The 13,509-nt window shown below is 44.6% G+C and carries 10 protein-coding genes; 9 read left to right on the forward strand and 1 reads right to left on the reverse strand.

What is annotated here, in order from left to right:
• Nucleotides 1-95: 95 nt before the first annotated feature.
• From pabB to B5D54_RS03915, 7 genes are all read left to right on the forward strand, one after another.
• The gene (pabB, locus tag B5D54_RS03885; protein WP_115173918.1) at nucleotides 96-1,460 is read left to right on the forward strand and encodes an aminodeoxychorismate synthase component 1; all 1,365 of its coding nucleotides are present in this window, start codon (nucleotides 96-98) and stop codon (nucleotides 1,458-1,460) included.
• Nucleotides 1,461-1,507: 47 nt separating this feature from the next.
• Nucleotides 1,508-2,113, forward strand: coding sequence for a CoA pyrophosphatase (locus B5D54_RS03890; protein WP_115173942.1), 606 nt, complete (start codon nucleotides 1,508-1,510; stop codon nucleotides 2,111-2,113).
• A 293-nt stretch (nucleotides 2,114-2,406) separates the two neighbouring features.
• Nucleotides 2,407-3,660, forward strand: a complete 1,254-nt coding sequence (locus tag B5D54_RS03895) for an aromatic amino acid transport family protein (RefSeq protein WP_078925169.1) — start codon at nucleotides 2,407-2,409, stop codon at nucleotides 3,658-3,660.
• 92 nt (nucleotides 3,661-3,752) lie between these two features.
• Nucleotides 3,753-5,114 carry an L-serine ammonia-lyase gene (locus tag B5D54_RS03900; RefSeq protein WP_078925170.1) on the forward strand — a complete coding sequence of 454 codons (1,362 nt, stop codon included), beginning with the start codon at nucleotides 3,753-3,755 and terminating at the stop codon, nucleotides 5,112-5,114.
• Between the two features lie 171 nt (nucleotides 5,115-5,285).
• Complete coding sequence (locus tag B5D54_RS03905) at nucleotides 5,286-6,473, forward strand: efflux RND transporter periplasmic adaptor subunit (RefSeq protein WP_078925220.1); 1,188 nt, start codon at nucleotides 5,286-5,288, stop codon at nucleotides 6,471-6,473.
• Nucleotides 6,473-8,443, forward strand: coding sequence for a MacB family efflux pump subunit (locus B5D54_RS03910; RefSeq protein ID WP_078925171.1), 1,971 nt, complete (start codon nucleotides 6,473-6,475; stop codon nucleotides 8,441-8,443). The genes B5D54_RS03905 and B5D54_RS03910 overlap by 1 nt, the downstream gene beginning before the upstream one ends.
• Nucleotides 8,444-8,445: 2 nt before the next feature.
• Entirely contained in the window at nucleotides 8,446-9,828 is a 1,383-nt protein-coding gene (locus B5D54_RS03915) for an efflux transporter outer membrane subunit (RefSeq protein WP_078925172.1), read from the forward strand.
• A 35-nt stretch (nucleotides 9,829-9,863) separates the two neighbouring features.
• Here the strand turns inward: B5D54_RS03915 and queD are convergent, their stop codons facing one another.
• The gene (gene queD / locus B5D54_RS03920) at nucleotides 9,864-10,223 is read right to left on the reverse strand and encodes a 6-carboxytetrahydropterin synthase QueD (protein ID WP_078925173.1); all 360 of its coding nucleotides are present in this window, start codon (nucleotides 10,221-10,223) and stop codon (nucleotides 9,864-9,866) included.
• 352 nt (nucleotides 10,224-10,575) lie between these two features.
• Between queD and asnS the strand changes: the two genes are divergently transcribed.
• Nucleotides 10,576-11,976 carry an asparagine--tRNA ligase gene (asnS, locus tag B5D54_RS03925; RefSeq protein ID WP_078925174.1) on the forward strand — a complete coding sequence of 467 codons (1,401 nt, stop codon included), beginning with the start codon at nucleotides 10,576-10,578 and terminating at the stop codon, nucleotides 11,974-11,976.
• A gap of 140 nt (nucleotides 11,977-12,116) precedes the next feature.
• Nucleotides 12,117-13,307, forward strand: coding sequence for an amino acid aminotransferase (locus B5D54_RS03930; RefSeq protein ID WP_115173919.1), 1,191 nt, complete (start codon nucleotides 12,117-12,119; stop codon nucleotides 13,305-13,307).
• Nucleotides 13,308-13,509 lie beyond the last annotated feature (202 nt).

Genomic DNA, 13,509 nt, shown 5'->3' on the forward strand with positions numbered 1-13,509 from the left:
TTTTGCTCACGGCTTGAGGTTATGCCTCTATATGATACTCTTGCTTTCCTCAACACGCTATGCAGTGAAGTGTCCCTTTGTCACAAATTACACAAATGAATACCAACGAACCAAAAACCGTGCAAATTCAGTCTATCGGCTACCAAAAAAACCTTGCGCATCAGATTTTTTCACACATTGAGCATTTACCTTGGGCGATGTTATTACGCTCTCCATCAGAGCAGCATGAAGACAGCCGATTTGATATTCTGGTCGCTAATCCTATTGTAACCTTGACCACCTTTGCGGATACAACAGAAATTCGAGAACCCGAAGGTGTGACATTGTCACAAACAGATCCTTTTACACTCCTCGCTCAATTACAAGCCCTCTATTTACCTAGTTTGGCTATTCAAGAGGAACTCCCTTTCGTGGGAGGAGCCGTTGGCTATTTTAGTTATGATTTAGGCCGTCGCGTGGAAAAATTACCCTCTATCGCTAAGCACGACCTATCGATACCAGACATGGCATTCGGTCTTTATGAATGGGCAATCATAATCGACCACCATCAACAATCAGCGTGCTGGGCCGGCCAACATCTGGACAAAGCACAAGCATGGCTAAATTCCCAGACTCAAGTTTCGCCTCTTCCTTTTAAACTCACTACAGCTTGGCAATCCAATATGTCCGCCGAACAATATCAGCAGAAATTTACTCAGATTCAAGAATACTTACGCTCAGGTGATTGTTATCAAATCAATCTCGCGCAACGCTTTCAAGCTGGGTATCTTGGCAGTGAATGGTTGGCTTACCAAAAACTAGAGCAAGTCAATCAGGCCCCTTTTTCAGCTTTCATACGCCTTAAAGAAGGCGCAATCCTCAGCGTTTCACCTGAACGTTTTTTACTGGTCAATCAAAACGAGATTGAAACGAAACCGATTAAAGGAACCCGTCCTCGCAGTGAGGACCCAGAACAAGATGCAAGCAATGCAAGAGAACTGGCTTGCGCTGAGAAAGATCAAGCAGAAAATTTAATGATCGTCGATCTACTGCGTAATGATATTGGACGGGTCGCTAAACCCGGAAGCGTTCATGTCCCTAAACTATTTACCATTGAAAGCTTTCCTGCCGTCCACCACTTAGTGAGTACGATTCGAGCTAAACTGGATGCGCAGTATCAAACAACCGATTTGTTGCGAGCCAGTTTTCCCGGCGGCTCCATCACAGGAGCCCCTAAAATACGGGCAATGGAAATCGTTGAAGAGTTAGAGCCGCACCGTCGAAGTGCTTATTGCGGCTCTATCGGTTATATCAGCCGCCATGGGCGTATGGATACCAATATTAGCATCCGAACCTTGATAGCCCACCAGCAGCAATTGTATGCTTGGGCAGGAGGTGGCATCGTTGCCGACAGCCAATGTGATGCAGAATATCAAGAAACATTAGATAAACTCAGTCGTATTTTGCCTATTCTTAAATAATAAGACCAGATAGAAACCAAGGGCCTATGGGAATAACTCACGTGGATATTGCTAACGTTAATAAAACACAATTAATGCAAAGCTTTCTTTTAACCATGCCTGCGGCCTATCATGCTCAGTCTCTTCTGCGTGTCGCCCATTTATCGCCAAATTCATTACGAAAAGCATCCGTTTTAGTGGGGTTTGTCGAACGTGAAAATGGGCTCAATATTGTCTTAACAAAACGAGCCGCTCACCTTAAACATCACCCCGGGCAAATCAGTTTTCCCGGTGGGAAATATGAAGAGAGTGATGGTTCACTCTATCAGACAGCCAAACGTGAAGCACAAGAAGAAATTGGGGTATCAAGCAACGAAATCGAGATTTTAGGCCAGCTACCCGAGCTGGTCACTGTCAGCCATTTTGCCGTAACCCCCGTTGTTGCATTCATTGATGCTAATTATAAAACGCGTATCGATCGCAATGAAGTGGAGGAGGTTTTTGAAATTCCAGCCAACTATTTGCTGGATCAACGTAAACTCTACAGCAGCACTTTTCAGATACAAAATACCCTACATAGAGTATTTGCTATTCCATATAAACATCATTTTATATGGGGTATGACCGCTCAAATCATCCAAGCTCTGCAAAACCATATTAATCTGTCTCGTTAGCCAAATTTATCGTCTTTCACAGCACTCTTTTTTCATATTCACCTTTCTTCGCACAAGAAAAGCAAACGTTTGGTATCAATAAAACCCTATCAAAAACACCATTAGATAACTTTATCTAATCCATATATTAACATTTTTCACATGTAGCACAGTTTTTTCGTGATCGTGAGTCGGTTTTTGACATATCATTCAGTAACACAGGTAATACATGATTTAGATCTATTTTTTATTGTAAGAAAAACTGCAAAATTGCACCCGATTTATTTCCTGTTCCCAAAATGAGTAAATTAAACATGAATACAACCACAAAGGTTTTATCGACCACACAATCTGCTGGTAAATGGACCTATAAAGATTTCGTATGGTCACTGTCACTCTTCGGCACCGCCGTCGGGGCTGGCGTCCTATTTTTGCCGATTAAGGCAGGGGCGGGAGGCTTTTGGCCATTAGTTATTCTAGCCCTACTTGCTGCACCTATGACTTGGTTTGCCCATAAAGGATTAGCACGTTTTGTACTTTCAGCGAGCAAACCTGATTCCGATATTACCGATACGGTTGAAGAACACTTTGGTAAAACTGGCGCTAACCTTATCACTTTTGCTTACTTTTTTGCCATTTACCCTATTGTTCTTATCTATGGTGTCGGTATTACTAATACCGTTGATTCTTTCTTAGTTCACCAAGTTGGTATGGCATCCATTCCTCGTTGGCTACTTTCTGGTGCTCTCATTACCGCAATGACGGCGGGTGTCGTTTTTGGTAAAGAACTGATGCTAAAGGCCACTTCGGCTATGGTTTACCCCTTAGTCTTTATCCTGCTTGCGCTTTCTCTATTCCTAATTCCTGATTGGAATACTTCAATGATGGAAAGCTCACCAGATTGGTCTTCGCTCCCATTAGTAGTATGGCTTGCGATTCCTATTATCGTCTTCTCTTTTAACCACAGCCCTATTATTAGCCAGTTTACTAAAGTACAACGCCTTGAGCATGGTGATAAAGCGGTAGCAAAAACAGATATGATTACCGCAGGCTCAGCAATGATGCTGATGGGATTTGTGATGTTTTTTGTCTTCTCTGTAGTACTTTCTCTGACCCCAGAGCAATTACATATGGCGCAGGAACAAAACATCAGTGTATTGTCTTACCTAGCGAATGTGCATGAATCTCCGCTTATCTCTTATTTAGGCCCTATTGTTGCTTTTGCAGCGATTACCTCTAGCTACTTTGGCCACTTTTTAGGTGCCCATGAAGGCTTAGTTGGGTTGGTCAAATCACGTAGCCAACTGTCGACAACGAAAATTGAAAAGATCTCATTGCTGTTCATTGTTCTGACTACTTGGGTGATTGCTATCATTAACCCTAGTATCCTCGGCATGATTGAAACCATGGGGGCTCCCATGATTGCGGCCATCTTGTTCATACTGCCTGTTTTTGCGATGCGCAATGTACCAGCAATGGCAAAGTATAAAACCTCTGCTCCTGTACAAATTTTTACAGTTATTTGTGGTTTTGCCGCCATTAGTTCTGTAATCTACGGCGCTCTTTAATCTCTGAATCAATGTATGAGATTAAAAACATAAAATAGAATGATAAGAAGGCCTCCCTTTTTTAAGGGGGGCCTGATTTTGAGGTAATCAATATGATTAGTGTATTTGATATCTATAAAATTGGTGTCGGACCATCAAGCTCACACACGGTTGGCCCAATGAAAGCGGGAAAACAATTTATTGATGACCTCCGCGCAATGGGAAAATTGCGTGACATCACTAAAATAACCGTGGATGTTTATGGATCATTATCACTGACAGGGAAAGGTCACCATACGGATATCGCCATTGTTATGGGCTTGGCAGGTAATACGCCTGAAAAAGTCGATATTGATGCAATTCCAAATTTCATGGCTCGCGTTGAAGAAACCGAGCGACTTCCAGTCGGTATGCACTGTCATACGGTCGACTTCCCTCGTGAAGGAGGCATGAATTTCCACAAAACGAACTTGTCTTTACATGAGAATGGAATGCAAATCCACGCTTGGATCGATGATGAAGTCGTTTATGCTAAAACCTACTATTCTATTGGTGGTGGCTTTATTGTTGATGAAGAAAGCTTTGGAAAAGCCATTGATTCCCCCATCCAAGTACCTTATCCATTTAGCAGTGCTGAGCAACTGATTAACCAGTGTCAAGAACATGGCTTATCGATCAGTACACTCGTGATGGCAAATGAAAAAGCGATGCACTCTGATGAAGAAGTTCACAGCTATTTTGCTAATATCTGGCGGACAATGCGTGAATGTATGGAACGCGGAATGAGCACAGAGGGCATTTTACCCGGACCGCTACGCGTACCTCGCCGAGCCGCGGCCTTGCGCCAACAATTATTAACCTCAGAAAAAACCACTAATGATCCCATGGCCGTGGTGGACTGGGTCAATATGTATGCCTTTGCTGTCAATGAAGAAAATGCAGCAGGTGGACGAGTCGTCACCGCACCAACAAATGGCGCTTGTGGCATCATTCCCGCCGTTCTGGCCTATTACGATAAATTCATCCAAACCGTCACCGAAAAAGATTACATTCGTTATTTCGCCGCATCAGGTGCGATTGGGGGTCTTTATAAGCAAAATGCATCCATTTCTGGTGCCGAAGTAGGTTGCCAAGGGGAAGTGGGCGTCGCCTGCTCAATGGCAGCGGCAGGCTTAGCGGAACTACTCGGCGGTAGCCCTGAACAAGTGTGTATGGCCGCAGAAATCGCTATGGAACATAACTTAGGCTTAACGTGCGATCCTGTCGCTGGCCAAGTACAAGTTCCCTGCATTGAACGCAACGGGATTGCTGCGGTTAAAGCCATTAACTCCACTCGTATGGCTATGCGTCGCTCTTCCGCTCCACGCGTTTCCTTAGACAAAGTGATTGAGACGATGTTAGAAACAGGAAAGGATATGAATGCCAAATACCGTGAAACCTCCCAAGGTGGATTAGCGGTTAAAGTGATCTGCTAATTCTTTCCTAAAACATTCATCTCTCCAAGCCTGATGCTTCTGCGTCAGGCTTTTTATTTCGCCTTTACCTATCTTTACTTAGCTTTACCAAACAACCACTTGTTTTATCTCAAGATAACGTTATAAATGGTGATAATCATTCTCTTTTATATGCTGGTTCACCTTATTACCATGTCATCCTCTATTACTAAGAAAACCACTCTCACGCTGTTGATCGTCATTTTGATCCTTATCGCACTGGGTTATACCTTGTATCCCAAACCCAAAGCGGCAACCTACGTCACCGATACCGTTCAACGCGGTAATATCGAAGAAACCGTGCTTGCTACCGGAATGCTACAAGCTTCAAAGCTAGTGGCAATTGGGGCTCAAGTCTCAGGTCAAATTGAGACACTGGCCGTCAATTTAGGGGATCATATTCGACAAGGCGATTTAGTGGCTCAAATCGACAACCTGACTCAGCAAAATAAACTCAAAGAAGCCCAAGCCTCATTGAACAGCTTAAATGCACAATATCAAGCCAAACAGGCGTTGATTCGTCAAGCTCAAGCTGAATTTAACCGACAAAAAGCCATGTTGGCAGAGAATGCTAGCTCACAAGCCGATTACGAAGCCGCTCAGGCATCACTTGCCGTGTATAATGCAGAACTTAAACAGCTAGAAGCACAGCAAGAGCAAGCAAAAATTAATGTGGATAGCGCCAAACTCGACCTCAATTACACCACCATTCGAGCGCCGATGGATGGAACGGTGGTTTACAATGCAGTTGAAGAAGGCCAAACGGTTAATGCTAATCAAACCACCCCCACGATTATTGAGCTAGCAGTCCTCGATACCATGACGGTAAAAGCTCAAATATCGGAAGCCGATATCATTAAAGTCACTCCGGGGTTACCCACTTATTTCACCATTCTAGGCCAGCCCAATAAACGTTATTCCAGTACATTACGTGCTATTGAACCCGGTCCAACATTAATGACAGGCAATGACAGTAACCTTTCAATCAGTAATGACGAAGCGATTTACTATCATGGCTTGTTTGATATTGATAACTCTGATGGACTATTACGTATCGGCATGACGGCTCAAGTCACCATTGTTTTACGCCGCTCAGAAAATACGCTATTGATCCCCGCTCAAGTGCTCATCAGACAACCGGGACCAAAACCTCGCTACCAAGTTCCGGTATTAGAAAATGACCAACCTGTGTTTCGTGATGTCAAAATTGGCATCAACAATAAAGTGAATGTAGAAATTCTTGAAGGGCTCAATGAAGGCGATACTCTGATTTTAGGCATGCCAAACACACTCAGTGACAACACGAGCCGTCGTATGGGTCCACCGGGGATGCGTTTCTAATGTCGGATGCTTTATTAAAAATCGTCAATGTTTCCCGCCATTTTACTTCTGGCGATGAAACGCTCACTGTCTTAAAAGAGATCGATCTTACCATTACTCGAGGTGAAATGGTTGCCATTGTTGGCGCTTCTGGTTCAGGTAAATCGACCTTAATGAATATCTTAGGCTGCTTAGATACGCCAAGCTGTGGTGAATATTGGATCAACGGACAGAACACCTCACAACTGAATTCTGATCAACTGGCTGAGCTACGCCGTGAATATTTTGGGTTTATCTTTCAACGCTACCACCTGTTAGGGGATTTAGATGCCTTAGGGAATGTGGAGGTTCCGGCTATTTATGCTGGATACGATAAACAGGCTCGCCATGAAAGAGCGCGTAAACTGCTTGAACGATTAGGCCTAGCCGACCGGCTGGATCACAAGCCGAATCAACTAAGCGGTGGGCAGCAACAACGGGTTTCCGTTGCTCGGGCCCTCGTTAATGGAGGAGATGTGATTCTTGCCGATGAACCGACGGGGGCGCTTGACAGTAAAAGTGGTTCGGAAATGATGCAACTGCTGCAAGAGCTACATAGCCTTGGGCACACCATCATTATCGTTACTCACGATATGCATGTGGCTCAGTATGCTGATCGCATCATTGAGATCAAAGATGGTGAAATTCTCAGTGATCGTATCAAACCCTCGACGAGTGATACTGCTCTACGGCCAAGCGCCCTTCCCCATAGCACTCCTCCATTCAATACCTCGACTCTCGGTCGTAGCCAAAAGTGGATCGACAATTTTTGGGAAGCGTTAAAAATGGCGCTTTTAGCCATGTCAAACCATCGGTTAAGAACCTTCTTAACTATGCTCGGAATCATCATTGGGATTGCATCGGTGGTTTCCGTTGTGGCGCTCGGAAATGGCTCACAAAAGTCGATTTTAGAAAGCATTGCCTCTATGGGCACCAACACGATTGATATTATGCCCGGAACGGGCTTTGGTGACCGACGTTCAGGGCGAATTCGAACGTTAACCGCAGAAGATGCTCAAGCGCTGCAATCACTGCCGTTTATTGACAGTGTCACCCCCACCGTCAATAGTTCCGCCACCATCAAATTTAGTAATCAATCGGTCACCGCTTCCATACAAGGGGTTGGGCCTGATTTTTTCCGAGTTCGTGGCTATGAACTTGCCAAAGGACAATATTGGGATCAGTCCAGTGTTGATCACTTAGCCCAAGAAGCCGTCATCGATCACAATACATTAACGGCGCTTTTTGCTGATGAAAATCCCATCGGTAAAGTCATTTTTGCAGGTAAACTGCCTATCCGAATTATTGGTGTGACTGCGGCCAAAGAGAGCGCATTTGGCAATAATGACTCCCTCAATATATGGGTTCCTTACAGTACAATTAATGCACGGATGATGCGTCAAACCCATCTCAATCGAATTACCGTGCGTCTTGATGACAACATCCCCAGTAATGCGGCAGAACAAGCCATTATCTCTTTATTAACCATGCGCCATGGTACTAAAGACTTTTTCACGATTAATACCGACACCATTCAACAAAACATCCAAAAAACAACCGCCACCATGACTTTACTCATCTCCGCCATTGCCGTTATTTCGTTAATTGTTGGTGGCATTGGCGTCATGAATATTATGCTGGTTTCGGTCACCGAACGTACCCGAGAAATCGGGGTGCGAATGGCCGTAGGTGCAAGGCAGCATGACATTTTACGTCAATTTCTTATCGAAGCCGTGCTTGTGTGTTTGTGCGGTGGGGTCATCGGAATTGCCCTCGCCTATTTAATCGGAGTTGGTTTTTCCTCGTTCGGTAGTAGTTTTACCTTGATCTATTCTACCTCCTCGATCGTCTCTGCATTTTTGTGCTCAACATTAATTGGCGTTTTATTTGGCTATCTTCCTGCGAAAAATGCCGCTCAGCTAAACCCTATTGATGCGCTTGCTCGGGAGTAAACATGTTACCTTCAACTCAATATTCAAGCTTAGCTTTATCCATGTTGCTACTGTTTGGCTGTTCCTCTCACTATGAACCCGTAGAACCTTCTGTTTTTATTGCCACTGATTGGCATACGCCTCAACAAGACACCAATACGGTGTGGGAAAGCCAGTGGTGGAAAAACTTTCAAGATCCTAAGCTTGATCTGTTAGTCGAGCGCGTTCTGTCCACGAACCACGACCTTGCATTAGCGACGCTCACTTTAAAACAAGCTCGCTTAAACGCTAACCTAGACAGAGATCAACGGATTCCCGATCTCGCTGCTGGGGTATCCGGCAACCGTTCAAAAGATCTCAACCATGGCGACACGTCTAACAACTATCAGGCTAAAATCAGCGTCAGTTATGAAGTGGACTTATGGGGTAAGCTTTCAGCGACGATTGATGAAAGTCAATGGCTGGCCCTCGCAACGCAACAAGAGCGAGAAGCAACCGCACAAAGTTTAGTAGCAACCACCGCCCAACTCTATTGGCAAATCGGCTATTTAAAACAACGAATCCGTTTAAGCCAACAAGATATTGATAACGCCATACAAACATTCAACCTTGCTCAAAGCCAATATGCCCATGGTGCGAGCTCACGCTTGACCATGTTAGAAGCCAAACGCTCACTGGCTGGATTGGAAGCGGCACACCGTGATTATCAGCAACAATATCGACAAGCCAGTAATGCCTTAGCTATTTTGTTTGAGCAGGATCCAGATCAAGCCGATATTGAAATTAATCAACTGCCAGAGCAACCCCTACCTTCGATTTCAGCAGGAATACCCGCAGAGGTTTTGGCACGCAGGCCCGATGTCAAACAAGCCTTATATCAACTTCAAGCTTTTTTGGCTGCTAAGGAAAGCACTCGTCGTAGTTATTTTCCCGCGCTCACTCTGACTGGGGCACTGGGAGGATCTTCGACGGAATTAAAGAAACTACTGAGCGATCCCATCGGTACCTTAGGGGCCGACCTGACTCTGCCATTTTTAAATTGGAATGAAATGCAGCTAAAGCGAGACATTGCACAAGTACAGTATGAATCGGCCATCATCACTTATCGCAAGACCTTATATGCCGCCTTTCAGGATGTCGATAATGCCTTATCCGCCCGAGAAAATTATCAGTACCAAGCTGAAAAATTAGTCCAGCAATGGCAAAGCGCCGCTGAAGCAATGCGTATCTATCAAAGCCAATATCAACATGGGGCCATAGAAATTAAAACGCTACTGGATGCCCAAGAAAACGAACGTAATGCACGAGCCGCTTTACTGGAGAACGACTACCATCAACGGGTAACGCTAAGTACCCTTTATCAAAGCCTAGGGGGAGAGACGATCCTCTCAGAGGAAGAGAGTTAAGCCTTTTTGCCCAAGCCTCATGCTTGGGCATCGTATTATCCGGTATACACGCACCCGGCTGTACAGGTTTCTTTAATTTCGACTTTACTCAATAAAGGTAGGTTGGGTTTCAATTGTTGCCAAATCCACTTTGCTAACACTTCACTGGTTGGGTTTTCTAACCCTTCAATGTCATTTAAATAATAGTGATCCAGACGCTCATAAATCGGTTTAAATACCGCTTTAATCTCTGCAAAATCAACGATCCACCCGGTATGGGGATCAACCTCCCCCTCGACATAAAGTCGAACTAAGAAAGAATGCCCATGCAAACGACCACATTTATGCCCTTCTGGCACATGCGGTAAACGATGGGCAGCCTCAAACATAAACTCTTTATAAATTTCGGTTTTCATCTAACGACTCGGGCTTTTGAAAAGAGGGGCCATACTACGGAATCTCATGACATGAGACAAGTACCATCCACACAAGTAAAGTATGCCCTAGGATGGTAAAAATCTTGGCCAATACCCCATGATCAAGGATTAAAATCCGAAAAATTCGCCTTGATCTTGTTCAACATCCCCCTTTCGAACAAGAATTAAGCCGTGAAATGATATTAAAGGTTGATGCGGAAAAATTGACAGGTAATATGTGCCATTGAATTTGTAAAATTTAATCCAACCCAATGTTTAGCCTATTTTTAAACAAAAATACTGTGAATGAACATTGGGTTGAATTTTTACCTCAATGGAGACTATAACAAACATGACTTACGCGCCTGTAAAAGACGTATTAAGCGGTAAGCTTGCAGTAGACAGTGAAGTCACTGTTCGCGGCTGGATCCGTACACGTCGTGATTCCAAAGCTGGAATCTCTTTCCTTGCCATATATGACGGCTCTTGTTTCGACCCGATTCAGGCCGTGGTCCCGAGTAATCTCAATAATTATCAAGACGATGTTTTGAAACTGACCACCGGATGTTCTGTAGAAATTACGGGGACGGTTGTTGAGTCCCCAGCAAGCGGACAAGATTTCGAACTCGCCGCGACCCATGTCAAAGTGGTTGGTTGGGTTGAAGATGCTGAGACTTACCCAATGGCAAAAACTCGTCATTCCATTGAATATTTACGAGAAGTCGCCCACCTACGTCCACGTACTAACGTAATTGGTGCAGTCGCTCGCGTTCGTCACTGCCTCGCTCAAGCCATTCATCGTTTCTACCACGAACAAGGCTACTACTGGGTTTCTGCGCCATTGATCACCGCATCCGATGCGGAAGGTGCTGGGGAAATGTTCCGTGTTTCAACACTAGATATGACCAACTTGCCCCATAAAGACAATGGCGACATCGACTTTAGCGAAGATTTCTTCGGCAAAGAAACCTTTTTAACGGTATCAGGCCAGCTCAACGCCGAAGCTTATGCTTGTGCTTTGAGCAAAGTCTATACCTTTGGCCCCACCTTCCGCGCAGAGAATTCAAACACCAGCCGCCACTTAGCAGAGTTTTGGATGGTTGAGCCGGAAGTGGCGTTTGCTGATCTTAATGATGTAGCAAAACTGGCTGAAGATATGCTCAAATATGTTTTCAATGCCGTACTGACTGAACGTCGTGACGACCTTGAATTCTTTGCTTCTCGCATCGATAAAGACGCCATCACACGTTTAGAGCAGTTTGTTCAATCAGATTTTGCACAGGTTGACTATACCGATGCGATTACGATTCTGCTCGATTCTGGTCGCAAGTTTGAATTTGATGTGGAATGGGGTATCGACCTTTCTTCTGAACATGAACGTTACTTGGCTGAAGAGCACTTTAAAGCACCCGTTATTGTGAAAAACTATCCAAAAGACATTAAAGCCTTTTATATGCGCCTTAATGAAGACGGTAAAACCGTTGCCGCAATGGATGTTTTGGCCCCAGGTATTGGTGAAATTATCGGTGGTTCACAACGTGAAGAGCGTTTAGACGTACTTGATGCACGCATGATTGAGATGGGTATCGACCCTGAACATATGAGCTGGTATCGTGATTTACGTCGTTACGGCACTGTACCACACGCAGGATTTGGTCTTGGTTTCGAGCGCCTCGTTTCTTATGTCACCGGTATGGGTAACGTAAGAGATGTCATCCCATTCCCTCGTACGCCACGTAGTGCTAACTTCTAAACAGCTGGTGTGATCAAAAACCTTCGCTAAGCCGAAGGTTTTTTTCATTTTCCACTGGACTATGGTTGTCACTGCGCAACCAGAAAGGTATAAATAGCTGGAATCAATCTTCTCACCTTAACTTTACATGGATGGATATTATGTTTGAAAAAGTTGTCGCGGCCCCTGCTGACCCAATTCTTGGTTTGACTGAAGAGTTTAAAAATGATCCTCGAAAAGAAAAAATCAACTTGGGTGTGGGCATCTACAAGAATGAAGCAGGTGAAACGCCTGTTCTTGCGACAGTGAAAAAAGCCGAAGCTGCACTGCTTGAATCAGAAAAGACAAAGTCTTATCTGACCATTGAAGGAACGGCCGAGTACGGTCTTGCGGTGCAAAAACTTCTGTTTGGCGATCAATCAACGATCGTCACTGAGAAATTGGCAAAAACGGCCCAAGCCCCGGGTGGTACTGGCGCACTGCGTGTCGCAGGAGAATTCATCAAACGTCAATTAGGTGATGTTAAAGTTTGGATCAGTAACCCAACATGGGCGAACCACCATGGTGTATTTAATGCCGCTGGGCTTGAAACCACTCAATATACTTACTACAACGCAGCAGCTAAAGATAAAGATTTTGCAGCGATGGTTTCCGACCTTGAGCAAGCCAGCGCGGGTGATGTAGTCTTATTTCACGGTTGTTGTCATAACCCAACGGGCATCGATCCAACATTAGAAGAGTGGGAAATTTTAGCAAAACTAGTGGCAGACAAAGGCTTACTTCCACTGTTTGACTTCGCTTATCAAGGTTTTGCAAAAGGGGTAGAAGAAGATGCTGCGGGTCTGCGAATTTTTGCACAACATAATCAAGAAATTTTAGTGGCTAGCTCTTTCTCGAAAAACTTTGGACTGTATAACGAGCGAGTGGGTGCATTCACCTTAGTCGCAGGTTCACCAGCCGTTGCAGAAACCGCCTTTTCCCAAGTAAAAGCCATCATCCGTTCGATCTATTCTAACCCACCGGCACATGGTGCGGCAGTCGTGACTTATATCCTCAACAACGCAGAACTTCGTGCAGAATGGGAAGCAGAAGTAGCTGAAATGCGTGAGCGTATTCAAGAAATGCGTGAGCTCTTTGTAACCAGCCTCAAAGAGCGAGGTGTCACCACTGATTTTAGCTTTATTGAACGTCAAAACGGCATGTTCTCATTCTCAGGGCTCAGTAAAGAACAAGTGCTGCGCTTAAAAGAAGAACTCGCCATTTATATCGTCGGTTCAGGCCGCATCAGTGTGGCAGGAATGACAAAGTCCAACATGTCACCACTGTGTGATGGGATTAAAGCGGTATTATAAACCTTTTCTACTTTTCCCAATTAAAGAGTTGGCCCCTCCAACTCTTTTTTCTTTTCACTTCCTTTCCATACGGATAAAACCGTCCACTCAAGTGGGGATGGTCAGCGTAATAAACTAAAATCGTGTAGTATGTACGACTGGCTAAATCACCTTCTGGCTATTCAACCTTGCCTAAAGCTGATTTATCCCACTCCCATTTTCA

This window comes from Vibrio cincinnatiensis DSM 19608, from assembly GCF_900167345.1.
Taxonomy (GTDB): domain Bacteria; phylum Pseudomonadota; class Gammaproteobacteria; order Enterobacterales; family Vibrionaceae; genus Vibrio; species Vibrio cincinnatiensis.

Bases quoted from the DNA above. Each gene is read 5' to 3' on its own strand.
- queD (WP_078925173.1), bottom strand. From the start codon at position 10,223: ATGAAAACCGAAATTTATAAAGAGTTTATGTTTGAGGCTGCCCATCGT.
- B5D54_RS03915 (WP_078925172.1), top strand. From the start codon at position 8,446: ATGTTACCTTCAACTCAATATTCAAGCTTAGCTTTATCCATGTTGCTA.
- B5D54_RS03910 (WP_078925171.1), top strand. From the start codon at position 6,473: ATGTCGGATGCTTTATTAAAAATCGTCAATGTTTCCCGCCATTTTACT.
- B5D54_RS03895 (WP_078925169.1), top strand. From the start codon at position 2,407: ATGAATACAACCACAAAGGTTTTATCGACCACACAATCTGCTGGTAAA.
- asnS (WP_078925174.1), top strand. From the start codon at position 10,576: ATGACTTACGCGCCTGTAAAAGACGTATTAAGCGGTAAGCTTGCAGTA.
- B5D54_RS03900 (WP_078925170.1), top strand. From the start codon at position 3,753: ATGATTAGTGTATTTGATATCTATAAAATTGGTGTCGGACCATCAAGC.
- B5D54_RS03905 (WP_078925220.1), top strand. From the start codon at position 5,286: ATGTCATCCTCTATTACTAAGAAAACCACTCTCACGCTGTTGATCGTC.
- B5D54_RS03930 (WP_115173919.1), top strand. From the start codon at position 12,117: ATGTTTGAAAAAGTTGTCGCGGCCCCTGCTGACCCAATTCTTGGTTTG.
- pabB (WP_115173918.1), top strand. From the start codon at position 96: ATGAATACCAACGAACCAAAAACCGTGCAAATTCAGTCTATCGGCTAC.